The organism is Citrobacter sp. Cy070 (assembly GCF_030332245.1).
Classification (GTDB): domain Bacteria; phylum Pseudomonadota; class Gammaproteobacteria; order Enterobacterales; family Enterobacteriaceae; genus Citrobacter; species Citrobacter youngae.
The window spans coordinates 153,858-179,525 of the sequence record NZ_JAOWIG010000077.1; the positions used below are offsets into that span (position 1 = coordinate 153,858).

The 25,668-nt window shown below is 52.3% G+C and carries 19 protein-coding genes; 2 read left to right on the forward strand and 17 right to left on the reverse strand.

Going from position 1 to position 25,668, the window contains the following annotated elements:
• Window positions 1-215: 215 nt before the first annotated feature.
• The 4 genes from mukB to cmoM are packed head-to-tail and all read right to left on the reverse strand — an operon-like array spanning window position 216 to window position 7,466.
• Window positions 216-4,676: a chromosome partition protein MukB gene (gene mukB / locus OGY19_RS16430; protein WP_115602302.1), complete on the reverse strand. Its 4,461-nt coding sequence runs from the start codon at window positions 4,674-4,676 to the stop codon at window positions 216-218.
• Complete coding sequence (gene mukE, locus OGY19_RS16435) at window positions 4,676-5,380, reverse strand: chromosome partition protein MukE (RefSeq protein ID WP_016152457.1); 705 nt, start codon at window positions 5,378-5,380, stop codon at window positions 4,676-4,678. Before mukE ends, mukB begins: the two co-directional genes overlap by 1 nt.
• Window positions 5,361-6,683, reverse strand: coding sequence for a chromosome partition protein MukF (gene mukF, locus OGY19_RS16440; RefSeq protein ID WP_115602303.1), 1,323 nt, complete (start codon window positions 6,681-6,683; stop codon window positions 5,361-5,363). Before mukF ends, mukE begins: the two co-directional genes overlap by 20 nt.
• A 3-nt stretch (window positions 6,684-6,686) precedes the next feature.
• Window positions 6,687-7,466: a tRNA uridine 5-oxyacetic acid(34) methyltransferase CmoM gene (cmoM, locus tag OGY19_RS16445; RefSeq protein WP_040231810.1), complete on the reverse strand. Its 780-nt coding sequence runs from the start codon at window positions 7,464-7,466 to the stop codon at window positions 6,687-6,689.
• A gap of 135 nt (window positions 7,467-7,601) precedes the next feature.
• On the opposite strand from cmoM, the gene elyC reads away from it, so the two are divergent.
• On the forward strand, window positions 7,602-8,378 hold the full coding sequence (gene elyC / locus OGY19_RS16450) for an envelope biogenesis factor ElyC (RefSeq protein ID WP_048212135.1): 777 nt from the start codon (window positions 7,602-7,604) through the stop codon (window positions 8,376-8,378).
• Here the strand turns inward: elyC and OGY19_RS16455 are convergent.
• The 13 genes from OGY19_RS16455 to serC form a co-directional block, all read right to left on the reverse strand.
• On the reverse strand, window positions 8,355-9,248 hold the full coding sequence (locus tag OGY19_RS16455; protein ID WP_005123553.1) for a YcbJ family phosphotransferase: 894 nt from the start codon (window positions 9,246-9,248) through the stop codon (window positions 8,355-8,357). The genes elyC and OGY19_RS16455 overlap by 24 nt on opposite strands.
• 162 nt (window positions 9,249-9,410) lie before the next feature.
• Complete coding sequence (gene kdsB, locus OGY19_RS16460; protein WP_048212136.1) at window positions 9,411-10,157, reverse strand: 3-deoxy-manno-octulosonate cytidylyltransferase; 747 nt, start codon at window positions 10,155-10,157, stop codon at window positions 9,411-9,413.
• The gene (gene ycaR, locus OGY19_RS16465) at window positions 10,154-10,336 is read right to left on the reverse strand and encodes a protein YcaR (protein ID WP_003035793.1); all 183 of its coding nucleotides are present in this window, start codon (window positions 10,334-10,336) and stop codon (window positions 10,154-10,156) included. Before ycaR ends, kdsB begins: the two co-directional genes overlap by 4 nt.
• Before the next feature lie 51 nt (window positions 10,337-10,387).
• Entirely contained in the window at window positions 10,388-11,620 is a 1,233-nt protein-coding gene (locus OGY19_RS16470) for a winged helix-turn-helix domain-containing protein (RefSeq protein ID WP_200044198.1), read from the reverse strand.
• Window positions 11,621-11,661: 41 nt separating this feature from the next.
• Window positions 11,662-12,639: a tetraacyldisaccharide 4'-kinase gene (gene lpxK, locus OGY19_RS16475; protein WP_115602304.1), complete on the reverse strand. Its 978-nt coding sequence runs from the start codon at window positions 12,637-12,639 to the stop codon at window positions 11,662-11,664.
• Window positions 12,636-14,384 carry a lipid A ABC transporter ATP-binding protein/permease MsbA gene (msbA, locus tag OGY19_RS16480; protein WP_286596828.1) on the reverse strand — a complete coding sequence of 583 codons (1,749 nt, stop codon included), beginning with the start codon at window positions 14,382-14,384 and terminating at the stop codon, window positions 12,636-12,638. The genes lpxK and msbA overlap by 4 nt, the downstream gene beginning before the upstream one ends.
• Window positions 14,385-14,420: 36 nt before the next feature.
• Window positions 14,421-16,685, reverse strand: a complete 2,265-nt coding sequence (locus OGY19_RS16485) for a ComEC family protein (protein WP_115602305.1) — start codon at window positions 16,683-16,685, stop codon at window positions 14,421-14,423.
• A gap of 206 nt (window positions 16,686-16,891) precedes the next feature.
• Window positions 16,892-17,176: an integration host factor subunit beta gene (ihfB, locus tag OGY19_RS16490; RefSeq protein ID WP_003035780.1), complete on the reverse strand. Its 285-nt coding sequence runs from the start codon at window positions 17,174-17,176 to the stop codon at window positions 16,892-16,894.
• Between the two features lie 194 nt (window positions 17,177-17,370).
• Window positions 17,371-19,044: a 30S ribosomal protein S1 gene (rpsA, locus tag OGY19_RS16495; RefSeq protein WP_003035776.1), complete on the reverse strand. Its 1,674-nt coding sequence runs from the start codon at window positions 19,042-19,044 to the stop codon at window positions 17,371-17,373.
• Between the two features lie 113 nt (window positions 19,045-19,157).
• Window positions 19,158-19,841 (reverse strand): (d)CMP kinase, encoded by a 684-nt coding sequence (cmk, locus tag OGY19_RS16500; protein WP_005123561.1) that lies wholly within the window; start codon window positions 19,839-19,841, stop codon window positions 19,158-19,160.
• 171 nt (window positions 19,842-20,012) lie between these two features.
• Window positions 20,013-20,774: a metalloprotease LoiP gene (gene loiP / locus OGY19_RS16505; RefSeq protein ID WP_115602306.1), complete on the reverse strand. Its 762-nt coding sequence runs from the start codon at window positions 20,772-20,774 to the stop codon at window positions 20,013-20,015.
• Window positions 20,775-20,912: 138 nt separating this feature from the next.
• Window positions 20,913-22,196, reverse strand: a complete 1,284-nt coding sequence (aroA, locus tag OGY19_RS16510; RefSeq protein WP_115602307.1) for a 3-phosphoshikimate 1-carboxyvinyltransferase — start codon at window positions 22,194-22,196, stop codon at window positions 20,913-20,915.
• A 69-nt stretch (window positions 22,197-22,265) separates the two neighbouring features.
• The gene (gene serC, locus OGY19_RS16515) at window positions 22,266-23,354 is read right to left on the reverse strand and encodes a 3-phosphoserine/phosphohydroxythreonine transaminase (protein ID WP_115602308.1); all 1,089 of its coding nucleotides are present in this window, start codon (window positions 23,352-23,354) and stop codon (window positions 22,266-22,268) included.
• A 448-nt stretch (window positions 23,355-23,802) separates the two neighbouring features.
• On the opposite strand from serC, the gene ycaO reads away from it, so the two are divergent.
• The gene (ycaO, locus tag OGY19_RS16520; protein WP_061067615.1) at window positions 23,803-25,563 is read left to right on the forward strand and encodes a 30S ribosomal protein S12 methylthiotransferase accessory factor YcaO; all 1,761 of its coding nucleotides are present in this window, start codon (window positions 23,803-23,805) and stop codon (window positions 25,561-25,563) included.
• Window positions 25,564-25,668 lie beyond the last annotated feature (105 nt).

Here is a 25,668-nt window from a genome sequence, read left to right on the forward strand (position 1 = left end):
CTGTATTCCCCGTTACTCTCAAGGGAGCGGGCCTGTAAAACGCCAATACATTCTGAAGTATGACGAGCAAGCCCGGTGACGCGTTAGGCTTACCTTCAGTATATAAACATCAAATCATTTTTGCCTAACCTAATGTAAAGAAGTCTAAAGAAATTACACCAGGTATCATGTGCATATCGGAAAAGAAAAAGGCGGCTTTAGCGCCGCCTTTTTACTTAGCTTGCCTGCGAAGAGGCATCTTCTATCCCAGGTAAGGGTTCAGGTAACTGAGGGGCAAAACCACGCAGACCCACCACATGAACGTGTTCGGTGTTCTGGAAGACTTTACGCACCAGTTTGTAGGTTGTGCCTTTCTCCGGGCTGATATTTTCCGGCGCAGCAATAATCAGCTGCATCTGCAAACGCTCGCACAGTTCAAACAGGGTTGCGATGGAGCGGGCATCAAGTCGTGCGGCTTCATCAAGGAACAACAGGCGGCATGGCGAGATATCTTTCCCACGCAGTCTACGCCCTTCATCTTCCCAGCTTTGAACAACCATCACGAGGATTGACATCCCGGTACCGATCGCTTCCCCTGTGGACAGGGCGCCCGATTCGGCACGCAGCCAACCGTCAGAACCACGGTTAACCTCAACTTCCATTTCCAGGTAGTTGCGGTAGTCGAGCAGTTCTTCACCAATGGTTTGCGGCGTACGCTGTCCCATGTCAATCTGCGGATTCAGACGCTGATACAGCTTCGCCAGCGCTTCAGAGAAGGTCAGACGATTGCTGTTAAACAGATCCTGGTGCTGCTCATGCTGCTCGGAGAGTACGTCCAGCAAGGTGGCATGCGTCTCGCGTACGTTGACGTTCAGACGAACGCTGTTTACCTGGCCAAACGACACGCTTTGCAGACCCTGGTTCAGCATGCGAATACGGTTCTGTTCGCGCTGAATCGTCTTACGGATAATATTCGCCACGCTGCGAGAGCTGATCGCCAGCTTCTGTTCGCGGGAGGTTAATTCTTCCGTCAGACGGCTCAATTCAATCTCCATCTGCTCGATGGCTTCAACCGGATCGTCGGTACGGATAATATCCTGGCGAATACGTTCACGCAGATGCTGGTAAACCGCGACGAAAAACTGGATTTTTCGCTCTGGGCGTTTTGGATCTTCAGACATACGCAACACATCGCGCAGGTGTTCGTTATCCGCAACCGCCAGACGTAGCGCACCGAGCGCCTTATCCGACATCGAACGCAGTTCGTCACCAGAAAGATAGGCCAACTCGCGACGGTGCAGACGACGTTCCACACCGTTATCTTTCACCATCCGCATCACCGCACACCAGCCGGCTTTGGCGGTGACTACCTGCTCACGCATTTCATGGTAATCGCGCTCAAGCTTGCGCAGCTTGCGGGTCAGGTTTTCCATCTCCGCTTCGCAGAAGGTTAGCGCTTTTTCCAGTTGGTTGCGACGAGCGCGGTTATTACTGAGCTGCGCATGCAGTTCATCACGACGAATACGCGCACGCTCTTCAGCGCCGCTGTCTGCGCGAACGCCGATATCCTGCAGTTCGCGTTGTAAATCGTTCAGTAGCTCTTTCTTGGTGTCATAAGAACTTTTCAGCGAGGCCATAACCTGATTGTACTGGCTCAACTGCGCGGCATGGCTGCGCAACGCTTCACGGGCGCGGGTACGTTCAGCTTCCGCCTGTTCCAGACGCTCACGCAGTTTCTCATTCAGATCGCTGTTACCGCTGAGCATTTCGGCGGAGTCGGAATAGCTAAAGTGCGCCCGGCGCTGTACGACTTCAGTCAGCGCAAAAGCCTGCTGACGTGCGTCGCGCTGCATCTGCTGGGAATACGCGTAGTCTTCTTTCAGCTGTTCAAACTGCTCCGGGTCATTTTGCAGAACCGAAACCATCGGTTCCAGTTTGGCTAACTGGTTGCCGTGCTGCTGCACAAAACGCGCCGCTTCCTGGGCTTCATCCAGACGCTCACGAATTTCGTCCACACGATCGGCCAGCGTGTCATCTGCCAGCAAATTCAAACGCGGCAGCAGGCGGTTAAGAGCAGAAACCCCCTCTTTCGCCTGTTCAAACTGCATACGGCTTTGCTGATTATCATTTTCATGATTGGTCAGCGCACGTTCGAGTTCAACGCGACGGCTGTTCAGTTGGCGAATTTCCGCTTCCGGATCGGCTTCAAATGCCACCGACAGATGGCTGCCAATAAAGCGGCTAAACGCCTGGTGCAGACGCTGGGTTTTCTGGACGTCAAAGGAGAGCGTTGCAAAACGTTCAGACAGCCCTTCACGCTCGGCATGCAGGGTTTCGATACGGCTTTCGCGCGCAGCACGACCAAAAATCGGCACCGTCGGGAAGCGGGAATAACGCCACTGACGCTCGGCGGTTTTCACCACCACCGCTTTTTCAAGTTCATCGACGCTGAAGACGCTGTCATCAAACGACTGCGGATCCCCTTCGATGAAGTAGAGGTCTTCCGGGCAATCCGTCAGCCCATCAAGTTGCTCAGTAATCAGTGATAGATCCGGCACCACGATGGCATGGCGCGAAGGACCGTACAGCGCAGAGAAGTACGGCGCATCTTCAAGGCTAACATCGTCATAGATTTCAGACAGCAGCACGCCGCCGAAGCGTTCCGCCAGCGCATTGAGGCGCTGATCTTCCGCCCCGCCCGGCTGACTTAAACGTTCAATCTCTTCATCAACCGCATTTTTGCGCGCGCCGACTTCATCCCGCTCAACAATGGCTTCACGCTCGCGCTCCAGCAATTGTTGCAGATACTCGGTCACATCCTGGCTGGAGGTAAACTCTTCGCCACACTGCTCGCTAAGCTGATTCAGGCTATTTTGCGCAGCCAGCCAGACAGGCGCGCGTTTCATCAGATGCTGGATACGCGATTGCAGCTGCTCCTGCTCCTGACGCAGCGTCATACGCTGTTCGCTGGCAGAAGAGACGCTGTCCGACAAGGCGGCGATACGCGCTTCCAGTTCCTGGTGCAGCGCTTCCAGCTCATCGATATCGAACTGTTTACCCTGACGCTTGCAGAATTCAGCCAGCAGACGCTCGGCTTCCTGCTGTTCGCGCAGACGCTGTTCCAGCTCGCTCAAACGCATGCGCAATGGCTGAACCTGTTCCGCCAGGTGGCGCTGTTCAACGCCTTCGCGCAGCAGCTCACGTGCCACGCTCCAGGCTTCACCACGCGCCAGCGGGCCGTTGATAGCCGCCACCAGCTGGTAAGCCTGTTCGAACTGGCTGTGCGCAGTTTGCGCCACGCTCATTTTTTGTTCCAGCGTCAGCAACTTCTCGGTCGCTTCCTGCTCTTTGGCCTTGAAGGTTTCCAGCCATTCAGCGGCGCAATCGGCGGTCAGATCCGGTAAGTGGCAAAGCTCTTTGGCTCGGCTCAGTGCCTGAATCGCCTGAGTGTACTGGATGGCGCGCGTTTGCTGGACGTCCAGCGCCTGCTGGTAATCGGCAAGCTGGCTTTTCAGCTCATCCACTTCCAGCTCGGCGGCTTCCGCACGGGCTTCATTCTCATCCTGACGATCGACAGCTTCTGCCACGACTTCATTTTGTTCTTCGAGACGGATCTGCAACTCTTCGAGATCCGCTTCGTAGCGTTCAATTTTTTCCTGCTGACGCAGTGCGGTTTGCACCAGATTCAGATGATCGCTCGCAGCCTGATAATCGGCTTCCAGATCGCCTTCCGCGCCGTTATGCTCGCCCAGTTCACGCGCCATATCCACATGCTTATACTGCTCTGCAGCCAGCTGCTGGCGCGAGGTATACAGTTCACGACGATATTCCAGCGCTTTGTCGAGGTGAATACGACGTTCATTAGCGTGGCGCATATAATCTGCCGCCACATAGTTAGTCGCTTCGCTGATCAAATGCTTAAACAGGTCACGATCTGACTGGGTGACGCGAATCGCTTCCAGCGTCATGCGGTTTTCACGCAGCGCCGCTTCCATATCCTGGAACGCTTTACGCACGCCGCTGTTTTCTGGCAGCAGGTAATCGCGCAGTGAGCGAGTAATGGCGCTGGAGATACCGCCGTACAGCGAGGCTTCAATCAGACGGTAGAATTTACTACGATCAGACGCTGAGCGCAGACGACGGGCAATGATGCCCAGATCGAACATCAGCGAATGATAATCGGTTATCGAGTTGAACTGCTTAAACTGCACGCCTTCCATCTCATCAAGCTTCTCTTTTAGCTCAGCAAGAGACAGAACGCGAGCCTGCCGTTCGTTCAACGTTTCCGTGACCAGTTGGGTTGGCTGCACCGACATCGGTAACCCCTGAATCGCAAATGGCTTGATGTCCACTTTACGATCGCGCCCGGCAACCTGCTGCAGACGCACGCCAACGACCACACGCTGATGGCGCGAGTTGAGCACGTCAAGCATCGAGTAACAGACACCTGCTTTCAGCTTTCCGTGCAGACCTTTATCGCGTGAGCCGCTGGTTGCACCGGCTTCGGTGGTATTACGAAAATGCAGCAAGGTTAAGTCCGGGATAAGCGCTGTAACGAATGCCGCCATGGTGGTGGATTTACCCGCCCCGTTCCCGCCCGACAGCGTGGTAACCAGCTCATCAAGGTCAAACGTACGGGCAAAAAAACCATTCCAGTTAATCAGCGTAAGTGAGCGAAATTTACCGCGTTCAATCATTATTCTTCTTCTCCACTGTCCGGCTGATTCTCTTCGGGCTCATCGTTGAGCTGCAGGCGGTTCTCGACCGGCATCGCTTCGCCATCACGAATTAAGCGACGCTGCGCTTCGCGCGGATCGTCACCGCTGCGCACGTCCGCGCCAAAGCGGAAGACTGATTCCGTAATACGGAATTTGCTGCTGTCGTGACCCATAAACCACACCATGCCTAAACGACGCAGGCGGTTAAGTGAAGAACGCACTTTTTCCTGGAGTTTCTGGCGATCAACGTCCGAACCGGTCGAACGGTTGTTCACCAGCTTCAGCAGTTTGGCTTCATCCGCCAGCGTTAGCAGCTCGTCGTACAGCTCTTGCTGAGTAAAAATCCCTTCGTTCGCCAGACGTTCCGGGCTGAGATAGAGATAGCAAAGAATTTTACCGACCATCATGTCCAGTTCAGACAGGACCGAACGGGGAATGAGCGTCGTTGAACGCGGACGAAGGTAGAAGAACCCTTCCGGCGCACGGATCAATTCCACGTTATAGCGGCTGTAAAACTCTTCAAAATATTCCTGAAAATCCATCAGGAAGGCATGATTATCCAGTTCATCCAGGCCGATATGGCGACCCGAACGTAACGCGCTATCCAGCGCCGGAAATAACGGATTCGCCAGCGCCTGCGCCAGCTTGACCGGCATCACTTGTTCAATATTTGTCAATGACATGCGCCTGTACCTTGGCTCCGTAATCATTAATCGGCTGCCATTTGGCTGGCAGTCCGGTGAAGTCTGCTTGCGCTACGCCAAGACGTACCGCCTGATCGATAACAATACGCGCAACGTCGAAGTGACGCGCACGTGGATATTGCGCCAGATACTCGCGCACGACCAATCCGAGATCCAGTGGCGTTTGTCTGGATTTATAGATAGCCAACTGCTCTTCGATAATTGCCGCCAGCTGTTCGCGGATCTCATTAAATTCTTCATATTCCAGATCGGCCGGGAGCTCACCGGTGACCTCTTCATCACGCAGCACCATCTCTTCGTCACGCATATCCAGTAGACGATCGGCATTGGCATAGGTCAACGCCCACGGATCGTCAAAATAGCTCTGGACAGACTGACGTAAACGCTGGGCAAAGACGCGATTTTTGTCCATATCAATAGCGGTACGGATAAACTTGTGCACGTGACGATCGTAGCCGATCCACAAATCGATGGATTGCTGACCCCAGCTGATAATACGGTCGAGCTTGCTTTGCAGGTCGAACACCAGCCGGTCGACGAAATGCAAATCGTCATGTGCCATCGTCGCGTCCTGAATACATAACAGGTTAGCCTGCAGCTTATCCCCCGCCGCTTCCAGCGTATCCTGCAGTTCACGCAGCGTACCAGACGTTTCAGACAGCAGCATTTCACAGCTGGAAATTGCCGCCCGCCAGTCTTTGTTTAGCAACTGTGCGATGTCGTCTTTTACCTGCTGCTGCTGTTCATCCATGATGCGCTGGGTCAGATCGATACTGTCGAAAATTTCCGCTACCGAATACTTCAATGGTGCATAGACGTTGCGGTGCCAGTGGAATTCATCACCACCTTCTGCGGCGGCATCTGCCGCGCGCTTCAGCTCACCAGCAACAATCGACAACTGCATCGACAAACGCAATGTAGAGAATTCGCGCTGACGAATATAGTAATCCGTGATGCCAATCCCCAGCGGCGTTAAACGATAAATAGCGTTACCTTCCGCCTGCTCGCTGGTAAAGCGGTTCAGCAGACGTTGACGTACCATGTCGTTAATCGCGTTATTGGCGCGAACACCGATGGTTTCGCTGGTTTGCTCAAACGCATCACTCACATGGCGGAACGCATCCACCAACTCGCCTTCGCTCATCTCACCGTCAAGTCGCTCACCGTTCAACGTGGCTACCGCCAGCAGGAACGAAAGTCTGTCTACCGGCAGAGAGATGGAGAAGTCATTTTTTCTGGCCCAGGCAACCAGTTCGGGGACTGTCTGGGAAAATTCACTCATAGGTTATCCTTGCATCTGCGGTTTGCGCGCGGTGACATGAATATAGCGGCCAAGGCTGATATACGGTTCCTGGCGGCAATAGCGCGTTTCTAACTCAAGTAACATTTCATAACCGTCACGCTGTTGATGCTTATCTCGCAGATAATCATGAAACACGCGCACGCCTGTCTTACCGGTTATCTGCCAACCGATCTCTTCCAGCCACTGGTAAACCTGTCCTGGTTCACGCGGATAGTCTGGTGAAAGCGTACGTTTTTTACGTTTTGGCATCCCAACCTGCACATAGTCGAAATTCCCTGCGACCATGTTGTGCATCAGCAGACCGTTAGCATTGTAGAACATTAACGATAACGCGCCGCCGGGACGTAATACCGACCACAGGGTTTGCAGCACGCAAACCGGTTCGGCCACCCATTCCAGCACAGCATGAAACAATATCAGATCAACCGGGCTTTCCAAATGCGCAGCAACATCCTGAGCGGCGCATTGTATGAAATGCATGTTTCCGCTCACACCTTTTGCCTCTGCTGCCTGTTGCGCACGGGCGATCATCTCACCGGACAGGTCACATAATGTCACGAAGTGACCGCGCTCCGCCATTTTGATGGCCGTTTGCCCTTCGCCCCCACCCGCATCCAGAATATGTAATTTCTGTTCACCGAGCGTGGGCAGTAAGCGATCCAAATCCTGCCAGAGAATAGCCTGTCTTAATTGACCTTTGGTGGTGCCGTAAATGTTACGGGAAAACTTCTCTGCAATGTCATCAAAATTGCGATCCCGCATCGGGCTCTCCACAGGCTGGCTTTAGGGCGACTAAGTAAAACCGCTATTTTGTCACACCCACGCCGAGAATGAACCTTCCTGGTGTAATATCGCTGCAGATCCCCTGCTATATGGTTAAAAAAGGAACCAAAAAGGATGCTTTTTACGCTGAAGAAAGTGATTGGCGGTATGATGCTGCCGCTTCCGTTGATGCTGCTTGTGATGGGCATCGGCCTGGGGTTAATCTGGTTTAGCCGCTTTCAGAAAACGGGGAAAGTGTGTATCAGCCTGAGTTGGCTCGCACTTTTACTGCTTAGCCTGCAACCTGTCGCCGATCGTCTGCTGAAACCGCTTGAGGATAGTTATCCAACCTGGCAGGGTACGCAAAAAGTGGAGTACATTGTGGTGTTGGGTGGCGGATATACGTGGAATCCGCAGTGGGCGCCAAGTTCAAACCTGATCAACAACAGCCTTCCACGTCTGAATGAAGGTATTCGCCTATGGCGCGCAAACCCGGGCTCGAAGCTTATTTTTACCGGCGCTGCCGCAAAGACCAATAATGTCAGCACGGCTGAAGCTGGCGCTCGCGTGGCGCAGTCGCTGGGCGTGCCCCGCAGCGAGATCATTACGCTGGACAAACCTAAAGATACCGAAGAAGAAGCGATAGCAGTAAAACAGGCCATTGGCGATACGCCGTTCCTGCTGGTGACATCCGCATCGCACTTACCGCGTGCGATGATTTTCTTCCAGCAGGCCGGACTGCATCCGTTGCCTGCACCCGCTAATCAACTGGCCATCGATTCACCACTCAATCCGTGGGAGCGAGCAATTCCTTCGCCTGTCTGGCTGATGCATAGCGATCGTGTTGGTTACGAAACGTTGGGGCGCATCTGGCAGTGGCTAAAAGGTTCAGGCGAGCCACGGCAGCAGTGATTTCGTTGCCAGGTCAAAGTTGGAACGATTAAAACGTCCGGTATTGACCAGTTGCGCAACCTCATCCCATAACACATACAGCCAGCGCCGCCAGATGAACGACTCCGCCACTGGCGCGCGCTGCAGGTATTGCCATAGCAGGCTTTCCGCCAGCGCATTATCCATTAAGCGGAACAGTTCATATTCCCTGGGCGCCCACAGCATCAACCCCGGCCCCACCATTGCCAGAAGCTGATCGCTACGGGCGTCTTTAAGCATGCTGCGTAAGCTGAAATTACCGTGGATCAGCACGCAGTTATCATTGAATCCTTCAAATAAAGCGGGCAAACACTCACGGGTACGAAACAGGATCCGTTTGTCCTGCATTGTCAGCCCGGTATTGTTGAACTGACTTAACGTAGTCCACAGCACCTCAACTCGCTGACGATACCAGGATGGCCAGATATTCTCTTGCGTGTTATCCACCATTCCCACACAGCCGCGGCTATCCTGTCGATGCCATGAAAGCAGACCTTCTACAATCTGATCCTTTAGATGTTCCCAGCGTTCGGGCGTTCTGGCTGGCGCTTCTACCGGCACACCGCGTAAACGCTCAAGCAACAGGACATCAGGGCCGGGATGTTCTTCGTGCGTTAAGACCCCATAAATGACTGGCATACGCACAGTCCCGCTGCGTGCCAGCATGGTGGTTTTCCATGCTAACTGCTGCGCCATCCCCGGTGTGGTGAAACTTCTCGCCATCAGTGGCATCGGATTTCCCTGGCTGTCATACAGTGACCACAGGGCCGTATCCACTTTTTCATTTACGCATTCAATACGACTGAGTTTTTCACCCAGCAGATGGCTGAGTTCGGCACGCAACTGTTCCATTTCAGATTGCCCTCATTAATGCTACTGCTTTCATAATGAGCGTCGTGCAGACAGATGTCACCCGGATGAGATCAATTGATGAAAAGAAAAGTGGAGGGAAAGCGTAACGATACGACACTCCTCCCAAAAATCGCATCACCGGGGGGAGTGTCATGAGAAAAACTAACGCATTTCAGCGCGAACGCGCTCAAGGTCTTCGGCAGTGTCTACGCCGGTTCCTGGGACTTCTTTTGCGACGGCAACGTGAATTTTCTCGCCGTACCACAGCACACGCAGTTGCTCCAGCATTTCAATATGCTCAAGTGGACTCGGCTGCCAGTTTACATAACGGCGAATAAATCCGGCGCGATAACCGTAAATGCCCAGGTGACGCAGGAAGGTATCGCCCACCGTTTCGAGGCTTTTGGAAAAACGGTCGCGATCCCATGGGATCGTCGCACGGGAAAAATAGAGAGCATAACCTTCGGCATCCAGCACAACTTTTACCGCATTCGGATTAAACGCCTCTTCCGCGCTGTGAATCGGGGCTGCAAGGGTCGCCATACCAACCTGGCGCTGCGCCAGATTCTCAGCGACCTGACGAATAATGACCGCCGGGATCATCGGCTCATCACCCTGGACGTTCACAATAACGGTATCATCGCTAAAGCCACATTTCTCGACAACTTCCGCCAGTCGCTCCGTGCCAGACTGGTGATCGGCACGGGTCATGCACACTTCGCCACCCACCGCTTCTACCGCACGAGCGACATCTTCATGATCGGTGGCAACAATAATACGCTCGGCGCCAGATTCACGCGCACGTTCCAGGACATGCACAATCATGGGCTTGCCGTTGATATCCAGCAGCGGCTTACCCGGCAAACGTGTGGACGCATAACGCGCAGGAATAATGACCACAAAACTCATGATTTACTCTCATCAGCAGTCAGAACACGGGCTTCGGTTTCCAGCAAAACTGGAATGCCGTCGCGCAGTGGGAAAGCAAGGTTATCCAGTTTACAAATCAGTTCCTGTTTTTCCTGGTTAAACCAGAGTTTGCCATTGCATACCGGGCAGGCAATGATTTCAAGCAGACGATGATCCATAGTTCCTCCAGATGGACCGGATTGTGAATCCGTAAATATTAACATAATCAATTAAGAGGCTGGGTCTATTTCCCAACCGTGCCGAGATTCAGCAAATAAACCGTCCGGGCAATTCCCCAATGTCACTCGCGTCGCCTGCTGCCAGCGGGCAAAATCATCAATCGCCTGAAACAATCCTTTTTGCAGAGTAACCCCTGGTTTGATGCCATCCTGCAACCACAGCGAAATAACCTCCAGCACGCCGGTTTTACGGTGCATTTTGGCGTCCATGCGCCCAACTAACTGCCCGCGATGCAGCAACGGCAAGACGAAATAACCATACTGACGTTTCGGCGCTGGCGTATAGCATTCCAGTCGGTAGCTAAAATCAAACAGCTGTTCTGCCCGTTTACGATCCCAGACCACCGGATCAAACGGGGATAAAACAGCGTTGTGGGTGGCAGTCAACTTTCCCGCCAGAGCAAGTTCCAGTTGCGGCTGAAGGTGGCTGTGCAACCACAAGGTGCCCAGCCCTTCTACATCAACAGGAATTATATGTCGCTGTTCCCTTCGCATATCGCACCAGTTTTTTAACGCCGGACGCTTCAGGCGATAGTAGTCCGCCAACCACTGCTCACGGAAAATACCCAAACTACGGGCGCTATTATCCAGCATCACAATTTCGGCTTCATCCTGCGACAGCCGGTCACGCTCGTCATCCCAATGAGGCATGACGCGATGCGTTAAATCATACACTCGCTGAAAATTACGCCGCTCCACCACCATCACTTTCCCGGATGTAAAAAGCCCTTCCAGATGCCGCTTTTGTGGTTTCCATTCCCACCAGCCGCTGACGCCCTTACGCGGATGCTCGAAATCGGCTGAACGTACCGGCCCGTTATGCTGGATATGCTGTAACAGTTGCTCAATTTCATGAGCATGCTCTTTCATCCACGCCGCTTTGTATTTCCAGCCCATTTTTTCCGGAGCCAACATACGATGGCGTATCAGCATAAAGTCGCTGCGCGGTAAAAAACAGGCTTCATGCGCCCAATACTCCATCAATTCGCCCTGCAGTAAGGACTCATCCAGCCATTGGGGGGAATAGTCACCCAAACGACTAAACAGCACCAGATAGGGACTGCGCGCCACAATATTGATGGTATCGATTTGCAGTAACGACATACGCGAAATGGTGGGAAGAATATCTGCAGGCGTTGCCCGGCGGCGTGTTTTTTTCAGTAGCCCCTGGGCAGCAAGATGAAGATGACGGGCATCCGTCAGAGTAAGACGCGGCAACGACATTTATGACCTCATAAATGATTCGCTGCCGCAGCGTGAATCAGTCAGCGAGTCAGCGAGATTAAGCTATCCAGCAACACATCAGGCCGTTCGCCTGACAGATGAGCGTCAACCGGTAAATACCACCAGTTTTCATCGGCAAACGCACGACATTTAACCGCATCTTTTTCCGTCATCACCAGCGTTTGTCCTTCTGCTAACAACGCACTGACGTCACTGTAGGTCAGAGACTGATGGTCCGCCAGTGCGACACATTTTTGTAACCTGGCGCCACATGCCTCAAGCGTGGCAAAAAAACGGGGTGGATGACCGATACCCGCCATGGCGACAATATCAGGCAGTTGCGCCACATCGCGACGTTCACCGGTACGTAAATTAACGGCCGGCCCCGGCTCAAGATGCATGGGAATTTCACCCGGTCGCGCAACGCCGCCATTAACGATCGTGGCATCTACCGATTTAAGGCGACCTGCGCGTTCACGCATTGGCCCAGCAGGGAGCCACCAGCCGTTACCAAACCGACGCACACCGTCAATCACCACGATTTCCACATCACGAGCCAGACGATAGTGCTGTAACCCATCGTCTGTCACAATAATCTGCACGTCATGGTGAGCAAGGATCGCTTTTACCGCATCCGATCTTACCGGAGATACCGCTACGGGTACGCCGGTACGTTGAAAGATAAGCACAGGCTCATCACCCGCTTCTGCGGTAGTGGTCTCTGCGGTCAATAACAACGGGTAAGCAGCCGCTTTCCCACCGTAACCACGCGACACCACGCCCACGCGAATCCCGCGTTGCTGCAGTTGTTCAACCAGCCAAATCACTACCGGCGTTTTACCATTGCCGCCCGCGGTAAGATTGCCAACCACCACCACCGGTACTGGCGCACGCCATGCACGTTTAAGCCCAAGCTTGTAGCATAGGCGGATCCCGCCACTCACCAGGCCATACAGCCAGGAGAGTGGAAGTAACAGTCGCCATAGTGGCGACTCACCCGACCAGATTCGCGCGATCATTGACCAAATTGCATCTTATGTAATTGTGCATAAACCCCACGCTGCTCAAGCAGTTCGCTATGGGTTCCACGCTCAACAATCAGCCCATCCTCCACCACGATGATCTCGTCTGCCTGTTCAATGGTTGAAAGACGGTGAGCAATAACCAGAGAGGTACGGTTTTTCTGTAGCTCATCCAGCGCAGACTGAATCGCGCGTTCGGATTCGGTATCCAGCGCCGACGTAGCTTCATCGAGGATCAGGATCGGACTGTCGCGCAGCAAGGCGCGAGCGATGGCGATACGCTGGCGCTGACCACCTGAAAGCAGCACGCCGTTTTCGCCAATCACCGTATCCAGACCATCATCCATCTTGTTGATGAAATCCATGGCGTAGGCCATCTGTGCCGCTTTTTCGATCTGCTCGCGGCTGTACATATCGGTACGCGCGTAGGCGATGTTGTTGGCAACCGTATCATTGAACAGGTGAACGTTCTGCGATACCAGCGCCACCTGATCGCGCAGCGATGACAGGGTGTATTCACGCAGGTCGTGCCCATCCATCAGAATCTGCCCTTCATCGATATCGTAGAAGCGCGTGATCAGGCTGGCGATAGTGGATTTACCAGAACCCGAACGACCAACCAGGGCAACGGTTTTGCCCGCCGGAATATTCAGGTTGATGTTACGTAGCGCAGGAATGTCACGGCCCGGGTAGGTAAAGGTCACGTTACGGAACTCCAGATCGCCGGAAGCGCGCTCAATGACGCGTTTACCTTCATCTTTCTCTTGTTCGCTATCCAGTATCGTAAATAAGGTCTGGCATGCCGCCATACCGCGCTGGAACTGCGCATTGACGTTAGTCAGTGACTTCAGTGGACGCATCAGGGCGATCATTGAAGAGAAGATAACGGTGATTGTCCCTGCCGTCAGGTTTTCCATCACGCTTGGGAAACTGGCCGCATATAACACGAAGGCCAGAGCCAGAGACGCAATCAGCTGGATGATAGGATCGGAGATAGAAGAGGCAGAAACCATCTTCATACCCTGCAGACGCATCTTGTTGCTGACTTTGTCAAAACGCTTGGTTTCAACTTCCTGGCCACCAAAAATCAAAACTTCTTTGTGGCCTTTCAGCATCTGCTCCGCACTTGTCGTAACCTGCCCCATGGTGTTTTGCATGTTTTTACTGATGCTACGAAAGCGCTTGGAAACCACTCGGATTGCCACTGACACAATTGGCGCCAGCACAATCAGGATCAATGACAGCTGCCAACTGTAATAGAACATCATGATAAACAGGCCAATAATCGAGGCACCTTCACGTACTACGGTGATTAGCGCACCAGAAGATGATGACGCGACCTGCTCTGAATCATAGGTAATACGAGACAGCAGCGTACCGGTAGACTGTTTATCAAAAAAGGCGACAGGCATACCCATCATATGACCAAACAGGCGGCGGCGCATGGTCATGACCACTTTGCCTGACACCCATGAAATACAGTAGCTGGAGACGTAGCTCGTAATACCGCGAACTATCATTAGCCCAATGACCACCAGAGGCATCCACAGCAGCACAGAGCGATCAGTTTTACCAAAACCATCATCCAGTAATGGCTTGAGGAGCGATAACATGAAGGTATCGCTGGCCGCGTTAAGGACTAACGCTATACCCGCCACGATCAGACCCGATTTAAAAGGCGCTATGGTTGGCCATAGTCGGCGAAACGTCTGCCACGTAGAGAGATCTTTATCGTTATGCATTCAAAAAACCAGCATTTGTTAGAATAGCCGCATATTCTACCCGTTATCCTCCAACACGCCAAACCACTGATGATACCAACGGGGTAAAATCTGATCCCGTAAGCTGCGTATGCGCCAACTTTTTTGATAAATATCTAGCGTGATTTGCCCCTGGTGGGGTGTGTCCAGCCACTGATAATTTTGTTTCCGGTAACGCTGTCGGACTTTCCATGACGGTAGACGCCAGGCATTGTAGCGGGATGCTGAGGCTATTGCGGCCTGTCCGCCAACGCGTTGAATCAGCGCCAATGAGGATGACGTGTTACTCCCGTGGTGTGGAACCTGCACAAACGTAGCCTGCAGATGCTGCCAGTAGTGACTTAGCATTTTTTGTTCAGCAGGGGATTCAATATCACCAGTCAGGAGAATACTCTGATGTCCGTCATCCACCTTTACCACACAGGAATGGTTATTCCCCTGCTCTTTATTTCCACTGACTGGCCAATGTGCACTAAATGTTAATCCCTGCCATTGCCAATGCTCCCCGCGAAAACAAGGGAGATGCCCTTTCCAGCCCAACGGACTTCTGATCCACAGTGACGGCCAGGCTTGCTGTAGCGATTGCAACCCTCCACGGTGATCCAAATGCTCGTGACTTAGAATTACCCCTTGCGGTTCCAGGTTGTGCCAACGTAGCCAGGGAATAATCAGCTGTTGCGCGCTATCACCTTCAGGCCATGCCAGACCAGTATCATAAAGCAGTGCTTTACCATTACGCGCAATCACCATCGCCAGCCCCTGCCCGACGTCCAGCATATGTACCTGCCACAAATCAGCGCGGGGTGTCCTCCAGAACGGTCCACTCAATAACAAAAGCCCGGTAAAACAGGCAACCGGTAGCGTTTCCCAGGCATTTAATCGCCATGCAATAAGCATCAGCCATGGGGACAGTGCAAGCCATTGCCAACGCGCATCAATGTTGAGCCATCCTTCCGGTAAGCTATTGAGACCCCAAAATAACAGCTCCAGAGAACGGTCAGCGAGATACCACAGCCCTGCCTCGATCATCACCTGACCGGTTAAATGCACGACCATACCCGCTAATATCAGAGGAACTGAAACAAATGTGACCAGCGGTACCGCAAATAAATTGGCCAGCAATGAGCTCAGGCTAACACCGTGAAATAATGCGATTTGGACAGGCAGAAGCAGTACCGTAATTCCCAGTTGAAGATGAGCAAGCGCCAGCACTGCACGTCCGATACGCGAGAGCGGCCAGCACGGCATCGGCATCCACTGAAACCAGAATAGCAGCGCCGCTACGGCGAAAGCAGACAACCACAGACTTTGTGAAATCACCGCGACCGGATCTACTACCACAATTGCTGCCAGACAGGTAATCCAGACCGCCCAGCCACTCCACTGCCTGCCGCTTAGTTTTAGTGCCCCCCATACCATTAGCGCGATGACCGTGCGTAATGCCGGTGGTTGCAGCCCCGTCAGCCAGGCATAAAATGCAGCGCAGAGCACACCCCCGACTAGCGGAGCCTGCCAGCAGATCCAGCGTGCTGGCATAAAAAATTGTCCGCCTCGTATCAATCCGCCAGCGAGGAGTGCGGCAAAAGCAATATGCAGCCCGGAAATGGCCATCAAATGTGCTGTTCCGGTATCACGCATTATATTTTTTACCGCCTGCGATACAGACAAACGTTCCCCCATCCCCAGCCCCAGTATGACTTGCTGCCAGGGATAGGCGGCAAGCGTGGTTTTTAGCGAGGAGAGATAACGTGCACGCAGACTGCATTGCGGTGTAATCACTGAGGCCTGCAGAAATCGCCCCGTTAGCGGCTGATGCTGTGCCAATGCATAGCGCTGGCTATCAAATCCACCTTCATTCAGTTGCCCATGCACAGCGCGAACTTTCAGCATCATCGCCCATGTCTGACCTGCGCAAACATCGCCAGGTAAGTACTGTCCATACAGTACGACGCCAACGGCAGGAAAGATTCGTTTCCCCTGAAGGTGAGTGATTTGGCCGTAGTGCGTTGTCATATTGTCAGTTCCGGTTATCCTCACAATGGCTTGCTGGGTTTTCGCAGGCAGCGTATTACCGGCCCAGATAACCTCTTTCGCAGCCAGTATTCCCCACAGGAAAAACAGCAGGACTAATCCAGCGTAATGCATATATCGATGAGGAATGAGACAAAGCAGACACGCCAGACCAAATACCAAGCTGACACACAGCATGTCAGGTAATACGGGTAATACCGTCAGCGGGAGAATGCCGCATAACGCACACGTACTGATTGTTGTTAGTTTCATATGACACCTCCCTGTGACAGGGAGTGTGCAGGACAACTCAGCAGATGTCTGGCAACTATTTACCGGTAAACGAGGTGCGTTCCGATGTTATTTAACTGCAGATGTAACATACAAATATGTTGGGAGAGAGATTCCAGAACAGGGAGGTGAAAATGAAAAAAGCACCCATACAGGTGCTTTTCTCGGGGCTAAGTCTTGCTGAGGACTTAACCGTAAATATTGGCGCGATCGCGCAGTTCTTTACCCGGCTTAAAGTGCGGAACATATTTTCCTTCCAGATCCACTTTATCGCCAGTCTTCGGATTACGTCCGGTGCGTGGTGCGCGGTAATGCAAAGAAAAACTGCCGAAACCGCGGATTTCAATACGCTCGCCCTGCGCAAGAGTCGAGGCCATATGTTCCAGCATCTCTTTTACTGCATCTTCAACCGCTTTCGCGGGAATATGAGGTTGCTGGGTTGCAAGTCTTTCAATCAATTCTGACTTGGTCATGATTCCTCCGGTTCCTTAAAGGCAAAATTAGCTGCTGCATTGATTAAGGGCGGCCGTAGCCGCCCTTTGTCATTGATTACAGGACGAATCCTGTAATCTGTCAAGCTACTCGTTACCCTTTGTGCTGTTAACAGCACAAAGGATTTATACCCGTCATACTTCAAGTTGCATGTGCGGATATAGAGTACTCGATATTACTCGCCTTTAGCTGCTTTGAAAGCTTCAGCCATTGCGTTGTTAGAGAAGTTTGCATCTTCCTGTTTGTTAACAGTTGCGATTGCATCTTTCTCATCAGCTTCGTCTTTAGCACGAACAGACAGGCTGATTGCACGGTTCTTACGATCAACGCCGGTGAATTTAGCTTCAACGTCGTCGCCTACGCTCAGAACCAGAGTTGCATCTTCAACGCGGTCGCGGGAAGCTTCAGAAGCGCGCAGGTAACCTTCAACGCCGTCAGCCAGTTCTACGGTTGCGCCTTTAGCGTCAACTGCAGTGACTTTACCGTTTACGATTGCGCCTTTCTTGTTCAGTGCAACCCAGTTGTTGAACGGATCTTCTGCGAGCTGTTTAACGCCCAGAGAGATACGCTCACGCTCTGCGTCAACCTGCAGAACAACTGCTGCGATTTCGTCGCCTTTTTTGTATTCACGAACTGCTTCTTCGCCTGCAACGTTCCAGGAGATGTCAGACAGGTGAACCAGGCCGTCGATGCCGCCGTCCAGGCCGATGAAGATACCGAAGTCAGTAATAGACTTGATTTTACCTTCAACACGGTCGCCCTTGTTGTGGGTTTCCGCGAACTGCTGCCATGGGTTGTTTTTGCACTGCTTCAGACCCAGGGAGATACGACGACGTTCTTCGTCGATATCCAGAACCATAACTTCCACTACGTCGCCAACGTTAACAACTTTGGACGGGTGGATGTTTTTGTTGGTCCAATCCATTTCGGAAACGTGAACCAGGCCTTCAACGCCTTCTTCGATTTCAACGAAGCAGCCGTAGTCGGTCAGGTTGGTCACGCGACCAGTCAGTTTGGTACCTTCCGGATAACGCTTAGCGATAGCTACCCATGGATCTTCGCCCAGCTGTTTCAGGCCCAGAGATACACGAGTACGCTCGCGGTCGAACTTCAGCACTTTAACAGTGATTTCGTCGCCAACGTTTACGATTTCGCTCGGATGCTTAACGCGTTTCCATGCCATGTCGGTGATGTGCAGCAGGCCGTCAACGCCACCCAGATCAACGAATGCACCGTAGTCAGTGAGGTTCTTAACGATACCTTTAACTTCCATGCCTTCCTGCAGGTTTTCCAGCAGTTGATCGCGTTCTGCGCTGTTTTCGGATTCGATAACGGCACGACGGGAAACAACAACGTTGTTACGCTTCTGATCCAGCTTGATTACTTTGAATTCAAGCTCTTTGCCTTCCAGGTGCAGCGTGTCGCGGACCGGACGAACGTCTACCAGGGAACCCGGCAGGAACGCGCGAATACCATTCAGCTCAACAGTGAAGCCACCCTTGACTTTGCCATTGATAACACCAGTAACGGTTGCAGCTTCTTCGTAAGCTTTTTCCAGCGTGATCCAAGCTTCGTGACGTTTAGCTTTTTCACGGGACAGCAGGGTTTCACCGAAGCCGTCTTCTACTGCATCCAGAGCAACGTCAACTTCGTCACCAACCTGGATTTCCAGCTCGCCCTGGGCGTTTTTGAACTGCTCTGCCGGAATGGCGGACTCAGATTTCAGACCGGCGTCAACCAGTACTACGTCTTTGTCGATAGCAACAACAACACCACGAACGATGGAACCCGGGCGGGTTTCGATTTCTTTTAAGGATTCTTCAAACAGTTGAGCAAAAGATTCAGTCATGTTTAATCTTCAGGTTTCATATTTAACGTCCACCTGGCTCCATGCCGGATGGGGTTGTTTAACATACCCGCTGTCAATCCATTGCAACGGGGGTACTGCAAATTCGGTCGCACTTATGCGAGAGCCAGTTTTTGGCGCGCGTATTGTAACGCTTTTTCAATCACTTGCTCAATGCTTAATCGGGTTGAATCTAAAACTAAAGCATCAGCAGCGGGAACCAGCGGCGCTACAGCACGGTTGCGATCGCGGTAATCGCGTTCTTCGATCTCGGCCAAAAGGCGTTCAAAGTTAACACTAAAGCCCTTCTCCTGCAACTGTAGCATACGTCGATGCGCACGTTCTTGCGAGGAGGCGTCCAGAAAAATTTTTACTGGCGCATCAGGGAACACCACCGTGCCCATATCACGTCCGTCGGCAATCAGGCCGGGCGCTTCACGAAACGCGCGTTGGCGACGTAACAGCGCTTCGCGTACGCGAGGAAACGCAGCGACCTGAGAGGCGGCATTCGCCACTTCCTGGGTGCGGATTTCGCCGCTGACATCTTCGCCTTCCAGAATGACTTCCAGGTTGCCGTCCGTTGAGATAAAACGCACATCCAGGTGTGAGGCAAGCGGTACCAGAGCATCTTCAGAAGTGACATCAACATGGTGATGTAACGCTGCGAGCGCCAGTACGCGGTAGATCGCGCCTGAATCTAACAGATGCCACTGCAATGCTTCCGCCATTGCCTTGCACAAGGTGCCTTTTCCTGCACCACTTGGGCCATCAATGGTAATAACCGGGGCAATTGCCGTCATCTTTTTCTCCTTAAACGGGCATACGTTAACGTGAACGCCGCGCATTATACGCGCCAACGCTAATAATCGTTAACACAGAGTGTAAAAACCCGATTAGTCTGTAACGATATGAGGAAGAATTGCGCAATTATAGCGGGCTGGCGAGAAACCAGCCCGGAAGATGACACTGTTTTACTTTTTATCTGCAGCGATACGTTCACGCATATGCTGAGCACGATCGTCAGATGCCGGATGAGAATCCATCAGTGATTTTGCATGGCCTGCGTCCATCGTGGCAAACTTATCAAACGCAGTCACTAACCCCTGACGGTCAATACCGCGTTTTTTCAGCAAATCATAGGAAAAGTCATCCGCATCCGATTCCTGGCTACGGGAAAACGCTGAGTTAATCACACCTTCCGCCAGATCGCCCAACTGAGACTGGGAAAGCTGAGAAGCGACGCCGCTGGTCGCAGAAATAGCATCGCGCGCAGCGAGTGTGGCATACGCAGTCTGCATTGCTTTACGTGAGTGTCCTAAAGAAACATGGCCCAACTCATGACCCAGCACACCTTCAATCTCATTGTCGGTCATCTGGTCCATCAAACCCGAATAAACACGTACGCATCCATTCGCCATTGCCCAGGCATTGATATCACTGGTCATATAAACCTTATAGTTGACCGGCGTTCCATCAATGTTATTACCCAACGCTTTCGCAATTTTATTCAGACGCTTAGTGTATTTGCTTTTTGCGCCCGCTAGCTGGTTTTCGCTATCCATCTGCTTACATGAACTGTTAGAGAGAGATTTGACATCAGCGTCGGAAAGCGTCGCAGCTTTATAAGCCGCCATACCGGAACTGGCAACAAGGTCGCCATTTACGCCATTTTTACAACCTGCCAACAACGTAGCGGAAACCGCCAACGCCAAAAAGAGTGATTTATCTTTCATGCTAATCTTCCGATGATATTTATAATAAAAACAAATAAATAAGTTAAATCATCAACAAATTAGCATTAGTTGTAAGCGTAAAAACAGTGCGGTTACGGACATCGAAACGCCAGTCCAGGGACCGGCGTTTCGTGAGGATCAGGCAGGAGTACTAATACGGGCCAACTGTTCGAAATAATCCGGGAAGGTTTTGGCGGTGCATTTAGGGTCCAGAATGGTTACCGGCGTGTCAGACAACGCCACCAGCGAGAAACACATCGCCATACGGTGATCGTTATAGGTCGCAATATCCGCAAACTGCAGCTTAACCGGTGGAGTGATACGGATAAAATCATGCCCCTCTTCAACTTCCGCGCCCACTTTCCGCAACTCCGTTGCCATCGCAAACAGACGGTCGGTCTCTTTGACGCGCCAGTTGTAAATGTTCCGTAAAGTCGTTGTGCCCTTTGCAAACAACGCGGCGGTCGCAATGGTCATTGCCGCATCAGGAATATGGTTCATGTCCATATCGACAGCGTTCAACTCACCGCGAGTACAGGCAATAAAATCATCACCCCATGTCACGGCCGCGCCCATTTTTTCCAGCACATCAGCAAAGCGAATATCACCCTGCATGCTATGACGCCCAATCCCGGTAACCTTCACCGTACCGCCTTTGATCGCGCCAGCCGCAAGAAAATACGAGGCCGATGAAGCGTCGCCTTCTACCAGATAGGCGCCCGGAGACTGGTACTGTTGGTTGCCCTGCACGACAAAACGTTGGTAGTTCTGGTTTTCAATGTCAACACCAAACGTTTTCATCAGGTTCAGTGTGATATCAATGTAAGGTTTGGATACCAGATCACCTTTAATGGCGATCGTCGTGTCCTGCGGCGCCAGCGGCGCAGTCATCAGCAATGCAGTGAGGAACTGGCTGGATACGCTGCCGTCTACCTCAACTTGCCCTCCGGTGAAACCACCGCGCAGACGTAGAGGCGGATAATTTTCCTGCTCCAGGTATTCAATGTTGGCTCCGCCCTGGCGTAACGCATCAACCAGATGACCAATCGGGCGCTCTTTCATGCGCGGTTCGCCCGTCAGCACGATGTCATTGCTGCCCAGGCACAGCGCTGCGGCCAGCGGGCGCATTGCGGTTCCGGCATTGCCAAGGAACAGCTCTACAGCGCCTTCTGCATGCAGCGTGCCGCCGTTACCGATTATCTCGCAACGCGTGCGATCGGCAGAAAGGGTATAGCTAATCCCTAACGCATTCAGAGCATTAAGCATATGGCGGACATCATCGCTGTCCAGCAGGTTGGTCAGGACAGTGGTGCCATTTGCTAATGCAGCCAGCAGCAAAGCGCGGTTAGAAACACTTTTGGATCCAGGCAGATTGATGGTGCCATCCACCCGCGCAATGGGTTGTAACGTCAGGGATTCCATGAAACTCTACTCTCAAAAACAGACAGAAAAACCCCACAGGCTGGCTGTGGGGATGAAAAGTACAGCAGATTAGCCGCGGCGGCGCTCGAAATCGACCATGAAATCGGTCAGTGCTTTTACGCCTTCCAGCGGCATAGCGTTATAGATTGAAGCCCGCATTCCGCCAACTACACGATGTCCCTTCAGTGCATGCAGACCGGCAGCAAACGACTCTTCCAGGAAAAGTTTATCCAGCGCGCTGTCAGCCAACTGGAACGGGACGTTCATGCGTGAACGGTTCGATTTCGCCACATCGTTGCGGTAGAAATCGCTGTTATCAATCACGCCGTACAACAGTTCCGCTTTTTGCTGGTTAATTTTATCCATCGCGTTAACACCGCCCTGCTCTTTCAGCCATTTAAAAACCAGGCCAGACAGATACCAGGCAAAGGTCGGTGGCGTATTGAACATGGAGTCGTTGTCATTCAGCACGGTATAGTCGAGGATTGACGGGCAGGACATATGGGCCTTACCCAGCAAATCTTCACGTACGATGACAATGGTCAGCCCGGCCGGGCCGATGTTTTTCTGCGCCCCGGCGTAAATTACGCCATAACGACTAACGTCAAGCGGTGCGGAAAGAATGGTCGAGGACAGATCCGCCGTAACCACCACGTTGCTGGCAAAATTCGGCGTTTCATCAATCGCGATACCGTCGATGGTTTCGTTCGGACAATAGTGCAGATACGCCGCATTGTCAGAAAGCTGCCACTCACTCATCGGTTTAACAGCACGCAGTCCGTCAACGGTGACTTTGGCATCGATAACATTTGGCGTGCAGTACTTTTTCGCTTCTTTAATTGCACTGGCGGCCCAGTAACCGGCATCGACGTAATCCGCCGTGGTTTTGTCACCCAGAATATTTAATGGGATACCCGCAAACTGCCCACGGCCACCGCCATGACAGAACAACACTTTATAGTTGGAGGGGATACTGAGAAGATCGCGAAAATCCTGCTCCGCTTCCTCTGCGACCTGGATGAACTCTTTGCCACGGTGGCTAATTTCCATCACCGACGTACCAAGACCGTTCCAGTCGCGAAGATCCTGTTGAGCCAGTTTAAGTACTTCTGCCGGTAGCATTGCCGGACCTGAACTAAAATTGAAGACCTGAGCCATTTCCCCTCACCACGTTGTGTTGTTATCCGATCAACATCCTGTCGTTTACGATAATTCCTGTGACAGACATTGGGTATAAGTTATTCCTGTGGATATCGGTTTTATCATTCAGTGACACGCGCCGCAATGGGTAAAACTGGCCAGGGCAAAAATGAGCGGTGCATCACACAAAAGAATCTATCGGATTGACGGATAAAAACCGAGATTTTCGCTATCAGGAGGCGCATTTGGCCCAGCCAACCTTCGACCATTCTGGTTTTGCATAGCGCAGAAGAGATATATAAAGAAAGAAGCCCCCTTCCCTTCAGCAGATAGTCCGCAGACATTCGACTGAACACGCTACGGTGTGAATCAAATGCTTTATTTACGCCCAGGCTCGGGCGGCGATAGCGCCATTCATTGAAAACCCGTATCATTGCGCGCTTTCCGTACGACAAAAGTGATTTTCATGACGCAAACATTTATACCCGGCAAAGATGCCGCACTGGAAGATTCCATCGCTCGCTTCCAGCAAAAATTACTCGACCTCGGTTTTCAAATTGAAGAAGCCTCGTGGTTGAATCCCGTTCCTAACGTCTGGTCTGTGCATATTCGCGACAAAGAATGCGCGCTGTGCTTTACCAACGGTAAAGGTGCGACGAAAAAAGCGGCGCTGGCCTCCGCACTGGGCGAATATTTTGAGCGTCTGTCCACGAATTACTTCTTTGCGGATTTCTGGCTGGGCGACACCATCGCTAACGGCCCGTTCGTACATTACCCGAACGAAAAATGGTTCCCACTGACAGAAGATGATGACGTACCTGAAGGTTTGCTGGATGCGCGTCTGCGTGCATTCTACGATCCAGACAATGAACTGACCGGTAGCATGCTTATCGATCTGCAATCCGGCAATGAAGAACGCGGCGTTTGCGGCCTGCCGTTTACCCGTCAGTCAGATAATCAGACCGTTTACATTCCGATGAACATTATCGGTAATCTGTACGTATCTAACGGTATGTCTGCGGGTAACACACCGAATGAAGCCCGCGTTCAGGGGCTGTCTGAAGTTTTTGAGCGCTATGTGAAGAACCGCATTATCGCGGAAAGCATCAGCCTGCCGGAAATTCCGGCCGAAGTGATGGCGCGTTACCCGGCAGTCGTTGAATCCATTGCAAAGCTGGAAGCCGAAGGATTCCCAATCTTCGCATACGACGGCTCGCTGGGCGGCAAATACCCGGTTATCTGCGTTGTACTGTTCAACCCGGCTAACGGTACCTGTTTTGCCTCTTTCGGCGCGCACCCGGATTTCGGTGTTGCACTGGAGCGTACCGTCACTGAACTGTTGCAGGGCCGTGGCCTGAAAGATCTTGATGTCTTCACTCCCCCAACCTTCGACGATGAAGAAGTGGCTGAGCACACTAACCTCGAAACGCACTTCATCGATTCCAGCGGTCTGATCTCCTGGGATCTGTTCAAGCAAGATGCCGATTACCCGTTCGTTGACTGGAATTTCTCCGGCACCACGGAAGAAGAGTTCGCAACCCTGATGGCCATCTTCAAAGCGGAAGATAAGGAAGTCTACATCGCCGACTACGAGCATCTGAGCGTTTACGCTTGCCGCATTATCGTCCCGGGCATGTCTGACATCTACCCTGCAGAAGATTTGTGGTTAGCCAACAACAGCATGGGAGCGCACCTGCGTGAGACCATTCTCTCTCTGCCAGGCAGCGAATGGGAAAAAGAAGACTACCTCAACCTGCTCGCACAGCTGGATGAAGAAGGATTTGACGACTTCACTCGCGTACGTGAGCTGCTGGGTTTGGCGACCGGTGCGGATAATGGCTGGTATACCCTGCGCATTGGCGAGCTCAAAGTAATGCTGGCTCTGGCGGGTGGTGACCTTGAGCAGGCACTGATCTGGACGGAATGGACAATGGAATTTAATGCATCCGTCTTTAGTGCTGAACGCGCAAACTATTACCGTTGCCTGCAAACTCTGCTGCTGCTCTCTCAGGAAGAAGATCGTCAGCCGCTGCAGTATCTTAACGCATTTGTTCGTATGTACGGTGCAGAGGCAGTTGAAGCAGCAAGTGCAGCAATGAGCGGAGAAGCGCCATTCTACGGATTACAAACGGTTGATAGCGATCTGCGGGCTTTCCCGGCACATCAGTCTCTGCTGAAAGCCTATGAGAAGCTGCAACGCGCGAAAGCAGCACACTGGTCAAAATAGTGGCAAACAGCCCGCGTTGAGTAGGCTAAACGTATTGTCTGGGCTATATTACGGGGCGCTCTAAGCGCCCTGTTTTTTTATTTTTGTGTACTCAAAAATAAATGT